This window comes from Fibrella forsythiae (assembly GCF_017353175.1).
Lineage (GTDB): Bacteria > Bacteroidota > Bacteroidia > Cytophagales > Spirosomataceae > Fibrella > Fibrella forsythiae.
On the sequence record NZ_JAFMYW010000001.1, the window covers coordinates 917,235 to 933,085 of the forward strand.

The window sequence follows — 15,851 nt, forward strand, 5'->3', positions numbered from 1 at the left end:
TAAACTAAAAAATCGGATGACGTTAACGCCATCCGATTTCCAGCCATATACCCTAAAAAGGTACCCTACTTGATCTCCCCTACCATATCGCCGGGCACAACCCATTGGTCGAACTCGTCGGGGGTGAGGTAACCAAGCGAGACCGCGGTTTCTTTCAGCGTCGAGCCGTTTTTGTGGGCGGTCTGGGCAATCTCGGCGGCTTTGTAGTAGCCGATCTTCGTGTTCAGAGCCGTCACCAGCATCAGCGAGTTCTGCACGTGCTTTTCGATGTTCGCTTCGATCGGGCGGATACCTTCGGCGCACTTGTCGTTGAACGACACGCACACATCACCGATCAGGCGGGCCGAATGCAGGAAGTTGTAAATCATCACCGGCTTGAACACGTTCAGCTCGAAGTGGCCGTTCATGCCGCCGATGTTGATGGCTACGTCGTTGCCCATCACCTGCGCCGCTACCATCGTCATGGCTTCGCACTGCGTTGGGTTCACTTTACCCGGCATGATGCTGCTGCCCGGCTCGTTGTCGGGAATAAACAGTTCGCCAATGCCCGCCCGTGGTCCGCTCGACAGCATGCGCACGTCGTTACCGATCTTCATCAGGCTGGCGGCCACGGTTTTCAGCGCGCCGTGTGCTTCTACAATGGCGTCGTGAGCTGCCAGCGCTTCAAACTTGTTCTCGGCCGTGACGAACGGAAGGCCCGTCAGGTCAGCAATGTGTTTGGCTACATTCTCCGAGTAGTTCGGTGGCGTGTTAATGCCTGTTCCCACGGCTGTTCCGCCCAGGGCCAGTTCGCTCAGGTGCGCCAGCGAGTTGTTGATCGCCCGCAGGCCATGATCGAGTTGCGACACGTACCCGGAGAACTCCTGCCCTACTGTCAGCGGGGTGGCGTCCATGAAGTGGGTACGTCCGATTTTCACCACATGCATGAACTCCTTCGCCTTGGCATCGAGGGTGTCGCGCAGTTTTTTAATGCCCGGGATCGTCACCTCCACCAGCGCCTGATAGGCCGCAATGTGCATGGCCGTCGGGAAGGTATCGTTGCTGCTCTGCGATTTATTGACGTCGTCGTTGGGGTGAATGGCTTTCTTTTCGTCGAGCAGTGAACCACCGTTCAGCACGTGAGCGCGGTAGGCCACCACTTCGTTGACGTTCATGTTGCTCTGCGTGCCCGAACCGGTCTGCCACACTACCAGTGGAAACTGATCAGCCAGTTCACCCGCCAGGATTTCGTCGCAGACGCGGGCAATCAGATCGCATTTTTCCTGTGGCAGCACACCCGCATCGAGGTTCGTCAGGGCGGCGGCTTTCTTCAGCACGGCAAACGCCCGGATAATCTCGCGCGGCATGCGGTTGATGTCCTGCGCAATTTTGAAATTTTCAATCGAGCGCTGCGTCTGCGCGCCCCAGTACACATTGGCCGGTACCTGCACCTGGCCCATCGTGTCTTTTTCGATCCGGAACTCCATTTATAAAGGGTAAAAGAGTGAATACGTGAAAGGGCGACAGGTCGCAGCGAGTCAGAGGCTGGTTCGTTCTGTCGGGCGTTCACGTGTTGTACGCCGCAAAGGTACTACGCAGGCAAAAAGCGTTATAAAGAATTATGAGCTTTGTCGATGTGTCATCAAATGACAGTACTAAAACTATTAGAATCCCATGCAGGTATCTATTCGTAAGATCATCGATGGATTAGGTGGTGATCAGCTTATCAGACGGGCGGTTCGCCATGATTTTGACCTCATGGAAATTGTAAAAGAAGGTATTCCAATGAAGTCTGCCGCTTTTTTACAAAGTAGTTTTGGCTTCACCAATAAGCAGATGAGCCATATTCTGGCCATCTCTGAAAGTACCTACCAGCGCCAAATACGGACAAAGACTAGGTTGACGTCGGACGAGACGGAGAAAGCAATTTCGTTATCCGAGTTATACGTTAAAGGTGTCGATGTATTCAGAAATCAAGCCGGTTTTAACAGTTGGCTTCAAACCCGAAGACCCGCTATGAATAACCAACGGCCAACCGATGTGCTCGATTCGGTGATTGGTCGCCAACATGTTATGGATGAATTAAACCGAGTTCTTCACGGCGTTTTCTCCTGAAAAGACCAGAAAAAGAACAGAGGCCAACAGTCTCCTTATGCTTTACCAACGCGTTGTTGGGGAGATAGCTTTAGCTCTATGATGCTGTGGTGAAGTAGCCCTTACCGAACGTACCCGGGCGTTGGGGGATCACCATTCGTACGTTAGAACATACTGATCGCATCGCGGTACCCCCTGCCAATGGGAATCGACACTCCGCCAATCTCAACAGCTTCGGCCGTATAGGCCCCGATCTTCTCAACAGACACAATGAACGACCGGTGAACACGCCGGAATCGGTCAGGTGGTAACAGGGCCTCGATCTCGTGGGTACTTAATTTGGTCAGGTACGTGGCTTGGGCCGTCACTACCTTTACGTACTCCCGCTGACTTTCAATGTAACAGATATCGGCAAACTGTATCCTGATCTTTTTCTTCTGAACAGTCAGAAACAGGTGGTCTTTCGGCGGGTCGGCCTCAATCTGGGTGGGTAAAGCCCGGTTCGGCTTCAACACCTTATTCACGGCGACCAGAAAACGCTCGAAGCGAATGGGCTTCAGCAGGTAGTCGTTTACATTCAACTCGAAGCCTTCTACCGCATACTGGTGGTAAGCCGTGGTGATGATGACCGCAGGGGGATTTGGCAACGTCTTCAGAAACGCCATGCCTTTCAGCCGGGGCAGGTGAATGTCCAGAAAAAGCAGGTCTACCGGCTGTGTACGCAGAAAATCAGTAGCCAGCAGGGCATCTTTGCACGTACCCAACAGGCTCAGGAAAGGAACCTCCGCTACGTAGCTGGTCAGCACGTTAACGGCCAACGGTTCATCTTCGATGATCAAACAGGTAAGTTTAGACATGGCTGGTCAGGTTGATGGTGAGCGTGGTAACAAACACCGGCCCTTCGCGCACCAACTGCAGTTGGTAATCGGTAAAGAGCAGTTCGAGTTGTCGGCGCAAGTTGGTCAGGCCAATGCGTTCAGTGATGGGCGCGTCGGTTGATCGGTCAATGGAGTTTCGGATCACAAATTGCAATCGGTGCTGCCTCACGGCCAACCGAATGTCCACGAACGGCAGTTGACGCGTTTCGGCAGTGCCATGCTTAAACGCATTTTCAACTAATGGCATCAGCAGCAGGGGCGGTAAGGGTTGACCGGGGTTGTCGATATCCGTTGTAAAAGTTACCCGCAGTGTGTTATCGTAACGAAGACGCTCGAGCGCGAGGTAGTTGGTGATGATCGTTACTTCTTTGTCGAGGGCCACGTGTCGGCCGCCCGTTTCGTAGAGCATGTAGCGCAGCAGCTCCGACAGCCGCAAAATAGCCTCCGGGGCCATCTCCGACTTTTCGCGCGACAGTGCATAAATGTTGTTGAGCGTGTTGAACAGAAAATGCGGGTTCGTTTGCGATTTCAGGTAGTTCAATTCGGCGGCCTGTTTCTCGATCCGAAGTTGCTGAGCCGTTTCTTTCAACTGCCTGAAATCATAGGTGTACCGGATGATTCCGAAAAAGAACAGTGAGCCAACGCTATACCCCATCTGTGCCTTCAGGGCATCGCTATTGGTCTTATACGCCGCCAAATCGGTGTACAGCTGCAGCCTGATCCCCATCATTCGCCAGGCATTCAACCCAAACGAGCACAGGCCGATGCACACCCAGACCAGCAAAAAACCCAGCAACACACGCTTCCACGTGAGCCGGACAGCCGGTAGCAGGTGATCGTACAGCAGGTAGTTCAGGGTTGTCAGGTACGTTAGCATCCAGACGTGATTCACGGCTTTGGGCCCAACCGACGCAACGTCATACAGCAGGTCGCCAATGACACCCAGCAGCAAAAAAGCCACTCCAATCCGGAGATACAGCCGAACCCGTTCCTGCCTGATCAACAACTTCATAGGGCGAAGTAAACACGCTTTTGGGCAAGTTCACAGGCCACGCCTGCCAACGTCAACAAACAACGAATTTGGGTCAACGAATCGGTCTGTTGCCGGTATCCGGTTGTTGGTAGACGGGCTTCGGGTGTCTGCTGATGACGCCAGTTTAAGCCGCTTCTCCCTACGTATTCTTGCGGCTTAACAACTGAAAAATGAAACAGATAACACGACTTCTCGCCTTAGTCTGCGGCACCATCACGCCCCTGTTTGCCCAACTTGAACCAACCGCCGGTCAGTGGAAAACCTGGTTTATCGAATCGGGGGCTGCCCATCGTTTGCCTGCCCCGGCTCCTGTCAAACGGGAACTTGAGCAGATCGTGCTGCTGCAAAAAAAACTGACTGCCTCCACCCGGCAGGAGATCACGTACTGGAACGCGGGTGCTCCCGGCTATCACTGGACCAACTGGATGAGCAACCTTTGGATGACCAACCCGACGCCCAATGGTCCCTTTAGCAATATGCTCCTCAACGTGGCGATCTACGACGCTACCATTGTAGCCTGGAACACCAAATTCGCCCACAAACGCCCGCGCCCCTTCTCTGCTGACAAACGAATACAGGCCTACGGCCAGGCGCCCGACAGTCCCTCGTATCCCTGCGAACATTCGGTGGCAGCGGGCGCAGCAGCCACCATCATTGCCCATTATTTTCCGGCCATGGCCGACTCGGCGCAACGCATGGCCAATCGCGTCATGGCGGCACGTGTGGCGGCTGGCATGGCCTTTCCGAGCGATACCCGCGCCGGGTTTGAGTTGGGAAAACGGATTGCCGAACTTGAGCTGGCCCGCACCGCCAACTACGTACCCAGCACGCCGTGGGACGGCAAACGCCCTCAACAGGCAGGTATCTGGACAGGCGACGTACCTATGTTCGTAACGGGTGGTTTGTGCAAACCCGTAGTCTTGAGCAGCAGCCATCAGTTTCGGCCCGGTCCCCCACCCGATTTTGCCGCCGATATGGCTGAACTGAAGGCCTACAAGCATACAAATCGGGCCAAAGCCAACGCGTTTTTCTTCAATGGCAACTTCTCGACCGGTGACTTGCTCAACCGGAAGCTATTCGAGCATAACCTCCACCTGAACCCACCACAGGCCGCCCGACTGTATGCCGCTCACGCCATTACGATGTATGATTCGTTTGTGGCGGTTTTCGATGCGAAATACGCCTATTGGGGAATCCGCCCCGATCAATATGACCCGACGTACCGACCGCTGCTGAAAACGCCACCTTTTCCGGGTTATCCATCGGGCCACGCCGCCACAACCGGGGCCATCTGCTATTTGCTCGCGCACTTCTTTCCGGCCGATCGTGCCGAATTTGAGCAGGTAGCCACCGATTGCGCCGAGTCACGCTTTCAGGGCGGCATCCATTTTCGGACTGACAACGAGGTGGGGCTAACCCTCGGGAGGAACATTGCCGACGCCGTCATCAAACGTATGAGCAGCCACGGACATACGCCTTATTGACGAAAAGGGCGCAGCCATAAGTGAACCACGTTCGGTAGGGTGATTCAGAGTGACTGGCCACGCCAATTGCTGTAAACCCTCCTATCGAACGTACCCAAGCGTGCGGGGAATGGTGTAAATCTCGGTCTGGCGGCCGTCGATGTAACGGAATTTTTGTTCGTCGAAAAACCGTATTGAACTAATCAGGTTGTTGCAGTAAGATTTCCACCTCTTCTGCCAGTAGCGGAAGGCTCTTGTTGACAACACCCCAGATGGTTGTCAGATCAACCGCGTCGTACGCATGAATCACTCTGTTTCGCAAACCAACGATTTGACGGGAATGCGTAATAGAAACAGCTTCATCCAGTTTGAGCAGTCGGCTCATGGCTTCGCCAATAATTTCTAGCTCCCGTTCAACGGCCCGCTGTACAGTCAGATTGCTAGTGAATTTTACAAAATCGCGTTCGCCATTCAGATGAAAGTCGATGTGTATGATAGCCTCCGCGATGTCGAATAAGAACTTACGGGCTTCATCCTTCATAGATAACTGTCTTTGTCTGGTTCATCACTTTGATAAAGTATGGATTATGAACCGATGCTTCTGTGACCAAATCTACAGGTCGCTTCAGCAACGCTTCCATTTCCTCGGCAATAGCAAAGTAATTTTCGGCATAGACAACGGGGTCCAGCCCATCGTCAAAGGCAATCAGTAGATCTATGTCGCTTTTGGGGCCGAACTGGTCTGTACAAACCGACCCGAAAGCGTACGCACGTTTTACCCGATTCTGCTTGAGAATCTGCGTAATAATGGGCAGGTTACGGCTAATAATCGGTTGTAAACTCATCTTTTCGTAAAACTCCCCGTACACGGGTTTTAGTTTCTTGTCCTTTACCGAACGTACCCAAGCGTGCGGGGAATGGTGTAGATTTCGGTCTGGCGGCCGTCGATGTAACGGAACTTTTGCCCGTCGAAAAAGCCGTCTTCTTCCAGCATGATGCGCACCATTTTCTTCCATTCCGGAATCTCAACGGCGGCGTTCAGTTCAATGGAATAGGCCGTGTTGGCCTGCAGCGGGTAATCGCCGGGGCCGGGAACGCCTTTCTGCTGATCCCAGAGGCCAATAGTGGGACCGGCGGCGTGGCCGTGCACGCCAATCGGATGCGAATAAATGGTGCCTTTGATGCCTTCCTTCGACGCCTGGTCCAGTGCTGACAGCAACAATTGATTACCCGATTTACCTGCCACAAACTGCTCGGTCAGGATATCCTGTAGTCGATTGCCTTTTTGAAAAGCCTTGCGAATACTTTCCGGTACGCTGGTCTCGCCGGGGCGCAGTACATACGCGTGTTGCTGCTGATCGGTGTTTAGCCGCAGGTACGTTATGCCGAAATCGACATGGAGCAGATCACCCGCCTGAATCACTTCTTTATCAGGCCGTTTCGAGAACGTACGGAGGTGATTGAAATCGTTCGAATCAGCGCGTTGCACATCAACCGTCGGATGAAACCAGGTATCAAGGCCCAGGTTGGTAATGCGCTGCCGGAACCACCATACCACATCGTCGGTCGTGGTCACACCCGGCTGAATCACCTGCTCGGATAGCCCTTCCTGAATGATCTGGTGCGACAATCGGCAAATCATCGGGTAGAGCGCCATCTCTTTGGGGGTACGTGTCTCCAGCCAGCCAACGGCCAGTTTCTCGGCCGAAACAATGCGTTTCTGATACTCGGCGGGCAATTTCTCCAGAAATTCCGTCTGTTCCGTAACCGTCAACCCATCGGCATGGGCATAGTTGGTCGAGCGGTTCAGGCCGATCTTCTTCGGTTTGCGTTCGGCAATAATGGCCGCCAGCGCATCCCACTGATTGGGCCGCACGTCGATGTCCCAAGCTCCCTTGAGCAACGTACCTACGTCGTAGCGGGCAATGGCCAGTTTCTCTACGCCTTCTTTATCGCCACGATCAAAAAAGACCATAATGGTTCGGCGACGGGCCGATAGCCAGGTCGAGGGGAGCATCGTTTTCAGGACAGGGTCTTCATTGTACTCACGGGAGATAATCACCCACATGTCGATACCCTCACGACGCATCAGTTGGGGAAGCAGGTTCGTGAACCGGTCTTCCAATACATCGTCGATCTGTTTGGCCCGGTCGCGCTCCGACAGAACCAGCGATGGAGCCACTGGGCCAACTGACTGTGCGTATAGGGGCGGAAGTATGAAAAGGGAGATAAGGAGCAGTAGTGTTGAGCGCATATACGTGGGAGGAAGTACGTGCAGGCAATATAACGACGGCGAGCCGCTCCACCATACGCTGAACAAGTGCCAATGGCGATGCTATCAACTCCTTACTTGAAAGTAATCTGAAAAAGTTACCCCGTAATTTAATACGCACGTAGCTAACTCGTTCTCAGTACGATACAGAATCAACTAAGCTGACTACAAAGGTGTCCGACTATTTGCCAGATACCAGGCATCATTGTTGATCGTTCTACGATCGAACACATAAACATCTATACATGAAAAAATCATATGGTTTAGGCTTGTTAATCGCCCTGTTCGGGATGGCCGCCTGTCAGTCAGATAACGTCCTGGATAAAGCTCAGGAGCAGACGCCCGTAGCTACGTCATCAACAAGTATCTCCAGCGAAGGAGCAACAGCTACCTCATCGGGGGTGATAACGGGAGTAGTTGAGGTGAAGTCATCTGGTGCCCGCGCGGCATCGGTAGCCCTGCAGCAGGAGATTCTGACGTACCTGAATGCAGCCCGCTCAAAGTCGTGTCTGTGTGGCAGCACCACCTACGCACCCGCTCCTGCACTGGCCCTGAATACAAAGCTGAATACAGCCTCCGATAAATTCGCGCTCGATCTGGCTACCTACAATTATTTCAGCCACACTGGTCGCGATGGTTCGCAGCCCTGGGATCGGATGACGCGCGAAGGGTACATCTGGCGCACTGCGGGCGAAAACATTGCCGCTGGATACTCAACAGCCCGGACCGTAGTAGATGGCTGGCTGAAATCGCCCGGCCACTGCGCCAACATTATGAATCCATCATTTAAAGAGGTAGGCGTCGGTTACGCCTACAGCGCTACCAGCACCTACAAGTACTACTGGGTGAACGACTTCGGCACCCAACGGTAAAAAAAGGGATTTCAAGACGGAATAGTCCGAGATCTCAGACCATTCCGTCTTGAAATCCCTTTTTACAGTTTCGCAGCAGCGGCTTTATCCAGGAACCAGACAAATTCGTCGGTAGCTGGTTTGATACGCTGCGACGGGTATTTATAAGGCTGGTACTTACCGTGTAACACCTCATGAAGCGCATCGGCCTTATTAGCTCCTGCAACCAGAAATAGCACCGCCGCAGCCTTATTCACAACGGGCGCGGTCAACGTCAGGCGGAACATATCCTGCTGAGTCAGGAAAAAGGCCTTGGTCCAGGAACGTTCCTCATTCACGACTTCGGTTCCGGGAAACAGCGAGAGCGTGTGGCCATCGTCGCCCATGCCGAGCAGCACCAGATCGAAGGTGTGGGCGTGTCCGTCGAAGTATTTGTGTAGCAACGTATCATACGCAGCCATCGATGCTTCGGGCGGCAGATCGGTCTGCATCACGTGAATCTGGTCAGCGGGTACAGGTACATGGTCCAGCAACGTGTCGAAGGCCATCCGGGCGTTGTTCTTCTCATCGGTCAGCGGCACGAACCGCTCGTCGCCCCAGAACACATGTACGCGGCTCCAGTCGATCCGATCACGAAGGGGTGGTTTGGCCAGTAGTTCGTGCAGCGCTTTGGGCGTGCTCCCGCCCGATAAGGCAATCGTGAATCGGTCGCGCTGCTCCAGAATAAGCTCGGCGTAGTCAGTGATCCACTCAGCCGCTTTCTGGGCCAGATCAGCGGGATTTTCGGTGACGGTGATGGTCATAGGGCAATTTGGGATTTTGGATATCGGATTTGGGATTTGCTCCGCTTTCTCAGGACCGCACTGTTAACCACGCAACGCAAATCCCAAATCCGATATCCAAAATCCGACATTCGTTTATTCATTCATCCAGTTGAAACCGTTTTTCTCGATCATTTCGGTCGATTGGTCGGGGCCCCACGAGCCGGGCTCGTAGATCGGCATGGAGGCTGGGTCGGTTTGGGCCGCCCACTGGTCGAGGATCGGCATAACGATCTGCCAGGCTTCGTCGACCTGATCGGCGCGCATGAACAGCGTGGCGTCACCCGCCATCACGTCGAGCAGCAGGGTTTCGTAAGCTTCAGGCTGTTGCTCCGTGAATGAGGTGTTGTAGTTGAACTCCATCTCAACCGGATCGAGCGCCAGCGTTTGACCCGGACGCTTGGCCTGAAACCGAAGCCGGATGTTCATATCCGGTTGAATACTGATGATAAGGCAATTGTGCTGCCACGACTTGGCCGCCGCACCCGGAAACGCATAATGCGGAGCCGGACGGAACTGAACCGTAATAACGGATGACTTTTCGGCCAGATGCTTACCTGTCCGCACGTAGAAGGGGGTTCCCTCCCACCGCCAATTGTCGCAGAAGAACGTAACGGCGGCAAACGTTTCGGTCATCGAGTCGGGTTTTACACCTTCTTCATCGCGATATGCGGGTGTAGGCTTTCGGGACGCCGAACCGCCATCCTTTTCACCCGCGCCATACTGACCCCGAACGGCAACCTGATCGACCTGATCGGGTGCAATACGGCGTATAGCGTGCAGCACGTCTACTTTCTTGTTCCGAATCTCGTCGGCCTCAAATGAGGTGGGTGGTTCCATTGCCACCATGCACAGCAGTTGCAGCAGGTGATTCTGAATCATGTCGCGCAGGGCACCCGACTGTTCGTAATATCCACCGCGGCCTTCGAGGCCCACTGTTTCAGCGGCCGTCAGTTGCACGTACTCCACATAATTGTGATTCCAGAGCGGCTCAAACAGCGTGTTCGCAAATCGCAGCGCCAACAGGTTCTGTACGGTCTCTTTCCCGAGGTAGTGATCAATCCGGTAGATCTGCTCCTCCGCGAAGTGACTTAGCAAGAGCGCGTTCAGTTCACGAGCACTTTGCAAATCATGGCCAAACGGTTTTTCGACCACGATACGTACCCGGCTTTTATCGCCACAGAAATCGAGTTGGCTCAGATTTGTGGCAATGCCCGGCACAAGCTGCGGTGCTACCGACATGTAGAAAATAATGTTGGCTGGTCCGCCCCAGTCGGCTTCGCGCGCTTTGACCCGGTCGCCAATCAGGTGATAGGCCGCCGCATCGCCTCCGTCCATTTGCAGGTAGCCAACCCGGGGCGAGAATGTAGCCCATTGATTCTCGGGGCCATTCTTACGACGAGAAAACTCGTCGATACCTTCCAGGAGACGTTCGCGGTAGCTATCGTCGGTGTAGGCTGTCCGACCAATGCCGACTACCTCAAACTGCTCAGGCATGTAGCCATCGAGAAACAGGTTGTAGAGGGCGGGCGTGAGTTTGCGGAAGTTCAGATCGCCGCTTCCGCCGAAGATAAAGAGTAACGTTGCCGGTGGCCGCGTAGGAGTTACACTAGATGTCATGGTTGTATAGTAAAGCGGCGTTTAAGCTGACCAGGAAGTTTTGACAGAATTTACAAGATGAACAGGATTTTCGAGCTACAGTTCAGTTTACCCATGCTGCTTGCTTTTCAGACAAGTCAGAAAACAGGTCGCCTGTGCTGTGAATACTGATCAATGCATACAGTTAAAACGCCAACCGGGGGGCAATTTGTTAGATTTGAGCCGGAAACACAACCTATTCTCTCCATGCTGACCCGCCAAACCCTGCACGACGCCCACGATCGCATTCGTCCATACATTCACCGGACCCCTTGCCTCACTAACCAAACCATTGACCAGATGGTGGGTGCGTCGATCGTATTCAAGTGCGAAAATTTCCAGAAAATCGGGGCGTTCAAAGCGCGTGGCGGCATGAACGCAGCGCTTCAACTAACTGATCAAGAAAAGATTAACGGTATTGCCACGCACTCGTCAGGCAACCACGGGCAGGCGGTGGCGTTTGCGGCCCGTCAGCTTGGCATGCCCGCCTACGTGGTGATGCCCCGTACGGCCCCGCAGGTAAAAAAAGACGCCGTGCGTGGGTACGGTGCCCATGTGATCGAATGTGAGCCAACACTCGCGGCCCGCGAGGCCACCGTGGCTGACGTGATAGCCCGCACAGGAGCTACGCTTATTCACCCATACGATGATGATCACGTCATTGCCGGTCAGGGCACGGCCACCATCGAACTGATCGAGGACAATCCTACGGGCAAACCATTCGATGTAATCCTAGCGCCCGTTGGTGGTGGCGGGCTCATCAGCGGTACAGCCCTGGCCACGCAGTTGCTGTCTCCTTCAACACGGGTGATTGGTGCCGAGCCCGAAGGTGCCGCCGATGCCATTCTCTCGCTGAAAAGCGGTCAGGTTGAAAAAGCGCCTTATATCCAGACCATTGCCGACGGCCTGATGGCCACGCTCAGCGAACGTACCCTGGGCTACATTCGCCAATATGTACATGAAATCAAGCTCGCCAGTGATGACGAGATCAGAGCTGCGCAACGGCTGGTATGGGAGCGCATGAAAATCATTATCGAGCCATCGTGCGCCGTTCCACTGGCCGTTGTACTTAAGTATAAAAATGAATTCACTGATCAAACTATCGGTATAATCCTAACCGGCGGCAACGTAGATTTGGGCAAGTATTTCAGCTAACGATTGGCCGGGAACAGCGCTGCCTGGGTACGTTCCTCATCGGAATAACGCTAATCACGGCCATTCGTTACTTGCCAGTTACCAGCCCTTATGCCCCAAGTTCCCGATCTGACAGTGCTTCTGAATGCCATCGGGCAGGGTGATGAGGGTGCGTTCAGGCAGTTGTATGACCTGACGAAGGGACGCGTCTACAATACGGCACTGGGGTACGTTCGGAATCGGGAAGATGCTGAGGAGATTACCCAGGACGTATATATAGAGGCATTTCGCTCGCTGGGTACGTTCAACCGGGAGGCCAGCGTTACGACCTGGCTGTACCGGATCACCGTCAATAAATCAATTGATTTTGTAAGGCATCAGCAGCGCCAGAAACGATTCGCCTTCCTGACCAGCCTCTTCAACCCCAAAACGGGCGCCGTTGAGCACGACGCCACCGAGGCCGTTCACCCGGGGGTACTCCTCGAGCACCAGGAAAATGCGCAAATCCTGTTCAGGGCCATTGACAAACTCGCCGACAAACAAAAAACCGCCTATATCTTAACCCGCGTTGAGGGACTCAACAACATGGAAGCGGCAGCAGTGATGAACATTACCGTGGGGGCCGTTGAGTCACTGCTTCAACGTGCCAACGCCACATTAAAAAAACAACTGGCGAACTGGTACAACTCGATCAGGCCGTAGGAATACAAACACCACTATCGTCTAACTGCGTATGGAACCCGAAAAAGACAACTGGATCAATGACGTTATGGGTAGCCTCGACGGGCTAAACCGGACAGAGCCCAGCCCGTTCCTTTTCGCCAGGATCCGGAATCGGCTCTCTACTACCCCATCAACAGCCTACGTACCTGGCCGACTGGTGTGGGTTGTTGCAGCATCGTTTGCCGTATTGGCCCTGCTAAACTGGCAGATACTGGCAGGTATGGCAGGGCAGGGTGTTCAGGAAAAGAACGAGTTGAACACCGTGATCACCGAAATGCACCTGTATCCTGCCAGCAATCAACTCTATGACCTATGGAGCGGACAAAACTACTGACCATAGCCGTGATTGGCTTATTGCTGCTAAATCTGGTTACCATTGGATTTTTGGTGCTACGCCCCGGAAAACCCGGTGGCCGGCCAGAAGATGGACCACCCGGTGGCGAAGGGCCATCCCGGATTATAATTGAGCGGCTTCACTTCGATGACAACCAGCAGGAACGCTATCAAACGCTGATTGAGGCGCATCGGGCACAGACCCGCGAATTGGCTAGCCAATCAGTGCACTTGTACCGCGATTACTACGGTTTATTAGAGAACGATCAGCCGGATACTGCACAGATTACGTCGCTTAATCGACAGATCGGGCAAAATCAGCGGGAGCAAGCTCAACTGAACTTCGATCATTTTAACGACATAAAACAGCTCTGCCGCCCAGACCAACAGGCGGCGTTCAGACAACTGGTCAGCGAGCTGAGTCGCTTATTCGGTCGGCAACAGCGCCCGCCTCGCCCTTCGCCTGATGGACAGCCAGAAGGCCCGCCAGCTAATTTGCCTCCCCGCCCGTAGGAACGTACCTGATAGGTCGTCTAAACCATAAATCACCATCACGATGAACCGAATCCAACTCTTCACAACTTATTGCGGGCTGACGCTCACAACCGGGCTTCTCACGTTCGTAGCCTGCAAGCAATCGACCGACACCGTTACGCCGTCGACCACCGGCACAACCAGCACCAGCATGACGGTTGGCACGGGAGTGCCCGACGTGTATAAGAAGATTTACGGCGCTACTGAGATCTATGTTGAGGGTACCAATATTGTGATCAAGACGAAGGGGCGACCCGATCATAAAAGCCCATACTATCAGGGAACCCAGTGGGAAAGCACCCTGTACGAAGCCTACAACGGAACGAACACGAAGTACGCTTCGAACCCAAACCGGATCAGCGAATTTAGCCTGACGTTTAAAATCCCGATGAACCCCGCCGTTGACGCCGCCCATGCCGAAACCCCACTGGGTGCCATTGGTGTCTCGCTCAATGGAGTGGCGTTCTATAACCAGTACGCTGCTCAACGGGCGGTATTGACAAACGAGATCAACGGGTTCGATCAGTACGCTGGCCATCCACAGCAGCAGGGTCAATACCATTACCACGTTGAGCCAACCTACCTGACCAAGGCAAAAGGGAAAGACGCCCTGCTCGGCTTTTTGCTCGACGGGTTTCCGGTGTATGGCCCAACCGAGAATGGCAAGACCATTACCAATTCCGATCTGGACAAATACCACGGCCACACCAGCGCCACGGCCGATTACCCAAACGGCATTTATCATTATCACATCACCGCCGAAGACCCATACCTGAATGGCAGCGGATTCTATGGCAAGTCGGGCACTGTTACGCAATAGTGTTCTCTGCTGGCTACTGCTCGTATTACTTGTCGCCTGCCAGTCGGAAAAGCAGACACCACCAGCCATACCAGCCAGGTACGTTAACAGCGACGTACCTGGCTGGCAACAACGTGCCGGCAGCCTGTGGCTGACTGATACCCTCTTCAGCGGCTGGCAGGTTCACATAACACCCTCAGGCGACACCCTCTTCTGCGGTAGTTTTCTGGCCGGAAAAGCTGACGGTGTACACCGTCAATGGTATGCTTCCGGTCGACTGAGAGAAGAACGTCATTATCATAACGGCTGGCAGGAAGGTGAACAACGCGGCTGGCACGAGTCAGGAAAACCGGCGTTCGTGTATCAGTTTAAAAACGATGTATACGAAGGCTCGCGTACTGAATGGTATGCCAATGGCAAACCGGCTTTGGCGGGCAACTACCACGAAGGTCAGGAAGTGGGCCTTCAGCGTCAGTGGTTCGATAACGGCACGCTGAAAGTCAATTACGAAGTTCGGAATGGCCGGCATTATGGGTTCACCGGCGTTAAAAACTGTGTCAATGTCTGGGACTCCATCACTGTTACGCATTAGCCTCGCCATTACCCTGGCGGCTGTCGCCATCGCTTGTCAGCTAGACGCAGGTACGTTGTCGGAAGCAACGGTACCCTATTACAACACCCCTGACTTTACGCCTGTCTGGCTGGCTGACCCGGCTGAGGCGGATCAAAAGATCACGCACCGCATCGCCGATTTTTCCTTCCGGGACCAGACGAATCAACTGGTTACGCAGGAAACGGTAGCGGGCAAAATTTACGTTGCCAACTTCTTTTTCACGTCCTGCCCAACGGTCTGTCCAAAGATGACCAGCCTGCTCAAAGCAGTTCAGGACACATTCCGGAAAGAGCCGAAGGTAGCCCTACTCTCATTCAGCGTCACGCCCTGGATCGATTCTATTCCCCGCCTTCGCCGCTATGCCGACAGCAAAGGCGTCATTGCCGGCAAATGGCATCTACTAACCGGGGGTCGAAGTCAACTCTATACCCTCGCCCGCCAATCGTATTTCGCCGAAGACGCCATCGGTTTCACCAAAGACTCGACTGAATTTCTGCATACCGAGCACCTGATCCTGGTTGACCAGCAGCGCAGGATTCGCGGCGTGTATAACGGCACCCAACCGCTGGAGATCGATAAACTGATCGCTGACATCAGAGTGCTGCTGCCGGTTGAATAGGCAACGTACCCAGGCCAGTTGATCACTTTCCGTGCCCTTATTTTCCAACTTGTACAAATCCAGTCAG

The 15,851-nt window shown here is 53.9% G+C and carries 18 protein-coding genes; 10 read left to right on the forward strand and 8 right to left on the reverse strand.

From position 1 onward, the window contains the following. Window positions 1–65: 65 nt before the first annotated feature. The gene (fumC, locus tag J2I46_RS04365) at window positions 66–1,466 is read right to left on the reverse strand and encodes a class II fumarate hydratase (protein ID WP_207327702.1); all 1,401 of its coding nucleotides are present in this window, start codon (window positions 1,464–1,466) and stop codon (window positions 66–68) included. Between the two features lie 187 nt (window positions 1,467–1,653). Here fumC and J2I46_RS04370 point away from each other — a divergent pair, with 187 nt between their 5' ends. Next, window positions 1,654–2,094, forward strand: coding sequence for an Xre family toxin-antitoxin system antitoxin (locus J2I46_RS04370; protein ID WP_207327703.1), 441 nt, complete (start codon window positions 1,654–1,656; stop codon window positions 2,092–2,094). A gap of 143 nt (window positions 2,095–2,237) precedes the next feature. On the opposite strand, the gene J2I46_RS04375 is transcribed toward J2I46_RS04370, so the two are convergent. Together J2I46_RS04375 and J2I46_RS04380 are read right to left on the reverse strand one after the other, a co-directional pair. Then, a complete protein-coding gene (locus J2I46_RS04375) occupies window positions 2,238–2,930 on the reverse strand; it encodes a LytR/AlgR family response regulator transcription factor (protein WP_207327704.1) in 693 nt (230 codons plus the stop codon). Then, window positions 2,923–3,963 (reverse strand): sensor histidine kinase, encoded by a 1,041-nt coding sequence (locus J2I46_RS04380; protein WP_207327705.1) that lies wholly within the window; start codon window positions 3,961–3,963, stop codon window positions 2,923–2,925. Before J2I46_RS04380 ends, J2I46_RS04375 begins: the two co-directional genes overlap by 8 nt. Window positions 3,964–4,154: 191 nt before the next feature. Here J2I46_RS04380 and J2I46_RS04385 point away from each other — a divergent pair, with 191 nt between their 5' ends. After that, the gene (locus J2I46_RS04385) at window positions 4,155–5,468 is read left to right on the forward strand and encodes a vanadium-dependent haloperoxidase (protein ID WP_207327706.1); all 1,314 of its coding nucleotides are present in this window, start codon (window positions 4,155–4,157) and stop codon (window positions 5,466–5,468) included. A gap of 178 nt (window positions 5,469–5,646) precedes the next feature. Here J2I46_RS04385 and J2I46_RS04390 read toward each other — a convergent pair whose 3' ends face one another. Genes J2I46_RS04390 through J2I46_RS04400 form a run of 3 tightly spaced genes read right to left on the reverse strand, consistent with a single transcriptional unit; the run spans window position 5,647 to window position 7,701 of the window. Further along, window positions 5,647–5,988 carry a HepT-like ribonuclease domain-containing protein gene (locus J2I46_RS04390; RefSeq protein ID WP_207327707.1) on the reverse strand — a complete coding sequence of 114 codons (342 nt, stop codon included), beginning with the start codon at window positions 5,986–5,988 and terminating at the stop codon, window positions 5,647–5,649. Beyond that, window positions 5,978–6,292 carry a nucleotidyltransferase family protein gene (locus tag J2I46_RS04395; RefSeq protein ID WP_207327708.1) on the reverse strand — a complete coding sequence of 105 codons (315 nt, stop codon included), beginning with the start codon at window positions 6,290–6,292 and terminating at the stop codon, window positions 5,978–5,980. The genes J2I46_RS04390 and J2I46_RS04395 overlap by 11 nt, the downstream gene beginning before the upstream one ends. Before the next feature lie 44 nt (window positions 6,293–6,336). Then, entirely contained in the window at window positions 6,337–7,701 is a 1,365-nt protein-coding gene (locus J2I46_RS04400) for a M24 family metallopeptidase (RefSeq protein ID WP_207327709.1), read from the reverse strand. 263 nt (window positions 7,702–7,964) lie between these two features. On the opposite strand from J2I46_RS04400, the gene J2I46_RS04405 reads away from it, so the two are divergent. Then, window positions 7,965–8,591 (forward strand): CAP domain-containing protein, encoded by a 627-nt coding sequence (locus J2I46_RS04405; protein ID WP_229379490.1) that lies wholly within the window; start codon window positions 7,965–7,967, stop codon window positions 8,589–8,591. 62 nt (window positions 8,592–8,653) lie between these two features. Here the strand turns inward: J2I46_RS04405 and pgl are convergent, their stop codons facing one another. Together pgl and zwf are read right to left on the reverse strand one after the other, a co-directional pair. Continuing rightward, window positions 8,654–9,373 carry a 6-phosphogluconolactonase gene (pgl, locus tag J2I46_RS04410; protein ID WP_207327710.1) on the reverse strand — a complete coding sequence of 240 codons (720 nt, stop codon included), beginning with the start codon at window positions 9,371–9,373 and terminating at the stop codon, window positions 8,654–8,656. Window positions 9,374–9,487: 114 nt separating this feature from the next. After that, entirely contained in the window at window positions 9,488–11,011 is a 1,524-nt protein-coding gene (zwf, locus tag J2I46_RS04415; RefSeq protein WP_207327711.1) for a glucose-6-phosphate dehydrogenase, read from the reverse strand. A gap of 225 nt (window positions 11,012–11,236) precedes the next feature. On the opposite strand from zwf, the gene J2I46_RS04420 reads away from it, so the two are divergent. From J2I46_RS04420 to J2I46_RS04450, 7 genes are all read left to right on the forward strand, one after another. Then, window positions 11,237–12,184 carry a threonine ammonia-lyase gene (locus J2I46_RS04420; protein WP_207327712.1) on the forward strand — a complete coding sequence of 316 codons (948 nt, stop codon included), beginning with the start codon at window positions 11,237–11,239 and terminating at the stop codon, window positions 12,182–12,184. Window positions 12,185–12,274: 90 nt separating this feature from the next. Further along, window positions 12,275–12,865 carry an RNA polymerase sigma factor gene (locus J2I46_RS04425; RefSeq protein WP_207327713.1) on the forward strand — a complete coding sequence of 197 codons (591 nt, stop codon included), beginning with the start codon at window positions 12,275–12,277 and terminating at the stop codon, window positions 12,863–12,865. Between the two features lie 31 nt (window positions 12,866–12,896). Continuing rightward, window positions 12,897–13,220 (forward strand): hypothetical protein, encoded by a 324-nt coding sequence (locus J2I46_RS04430; protein WP_207327714.1) that lies wholly within the window; start codon window positions 12,897–12,899, stop codon window positions 13,218–13,220. Further along, the gene (locus J2I46_RS04435) at window positions 13,199–13,732 is read left to right on the forward strand and encodes a periplasmic heavy metal sensor (protein WP_207327715.1); all 534 of its coding nucleotides are present in this window, start codon (window positions 13,199–13,201) and stop codon (window positions 13,730–13,732) included. The genes J2I46_RS04430 and J2I46_RS04435 overlap by 22 nt, the downstream gene beginning before the upstream one ends. A gap of 43 nt (window positions 13,733–13,775) precedes the next feature. Then, the gene (locus J2I46_RS04440; protein WP_207327716.1) at window positions 13,776–14,573 is read left to right on the forward strand and encodes a YHYH protein; all 798 of its coding nucleotides are present in this window, start codon (window positions 13,776–13,778) and stop codon (window positions 14,571–14,573) included. After that, window positions 14,530–15,144: a toxin-antitoxin system YwqK family antitoxin gene (locus J2I46_RS04445; RefSeq protein ID WP_229379492.1), complete on the forward strand. Its 615-nt coding sequence runs from the start codon at window positions 14,530–14,532 to the stop codon at window positions 15,142–15,144. The genes J2I46_RS04440 and J2I46_RS04445 overlap by 44 nt, the downstream gene beginning before the upstream one ends. Then, complete coding sequence (locus J2I46_RS04450) at window positions 15,113–15,784, forward strand: SCO family protein (protein ID WP_207327717.1); 672 nt, start codon at window positions 15,113–15,115, stop codon at window positions 15,782–15,784. Before J2I46_RS04445 ends, J2I46_RS04450 begins: the two co-directional genes overlap by 32 nt. The last annotated feature ends 67 nt before the right edge of the window (window positions 15,785–15,851 follow it).